Annotated in this window: 1 protein-coding gene; it reads left to right on the top strand. The window is 38.2% G+C overall.

All coding sequences use genetic code 11. The features are described from left to right. The first annotated feature begins 89 nt into the window (after window positions 1–89). Window positions 90–620, top strand: a complete 531-nt coding sequence (locus KCG35_RS25750) for an SMI1/KNR4 family protein (protein ID WP_215822732.1) — start codon at window positions 90–92, stop codon at window positions 618–620. Window positions 621–848 lie beyond the last annotated feature (228 nt).

Genomic DNA, 848 nt, shown 5'->3' on the forward strand with positions numbered 1-848 from the left:
GGGCTCAATTTGAACCGGGTCGTGCACCAAAGCTCCCTTCTTTCAATGATATTTGGTCAGATTTGTAAGAATTTTTATTGGATTTAAATATGAGTATTGAACTTCTGAAGACATTGCTACCACCACCAAGAAGGAAAAGTAATGAAGGTACTGATTGGAGTGAAGTTGAGAAGCAATTGGCTATTACTTTACCTGCAGACTATAAGGCTTTTATCGATTATTATGGAGCAGGTTGGATAAACGATTATATTTTTGTGCTTACTCCAACTCTTGAAGGTGAGTTATATAATCTGAAAAAAAAATCTCTCATACTAATTGATAGATATAAAACTTTTAAAGCAGAGTTTCCTGACTATTATCCTCATAAAATTTATCCAGAAAAAGAAGGACTTTTTCCATGTGGTTATACAGAAGGAGGAGGGCATCTATATTGGGAAACATGTGAGGATCCAGAAAGCTGGACAATTGTCATTTATGGGTCCGGAGGTGGTCGTTGGGAAGAATATAAGTTAAGTTTGACGGATTTCATTACGAAGTTATTGTTAAAAGAAATAGTTAGTAAAATGCTTCCAGAGGATTTTGCTGATAATGCCTCAGAGTTTGTTGATGAAGAAGATTAGGACATCCAGAAATGGTAAAAGAGGACATCCATGATTTGGCTGTGGTCAAAAAATAGCCAGAGGTGTGGGTCTATACTTCTGGTTATAAAGTAGTCAGTTTATGTGGAGGTTTAAGGATGACACGGCCACGAAGTGAGTTGGTGAGTGTGCAGGATACGCCGTATTATCACTGTATTTGTCGTTGCGTGCGTCGCGCTTTTTTGTGTGGCGATGATCGAGTGACAGGTC

The sequence above is a fragment of the Zooshikella harenae genome (assembly GCF_018837975.1).
Taxonomy (GTDB): Bacteria; Pseudomonadota; Gammaproteobacteria; order Pseudomonadales; family Zooshikellaceae; genus Zooshikella; species Zooshikella harenae.

What these genes read in the sequence shown, in the direction of transcription:
- KCG35_RS25750 (WP_215822732.1), top strand. Translation starts at nt 90, where the DNA reads ATGAGTATTGAACTTCTGAAGACATTGCTACCACCACCAAGAAGGAAA.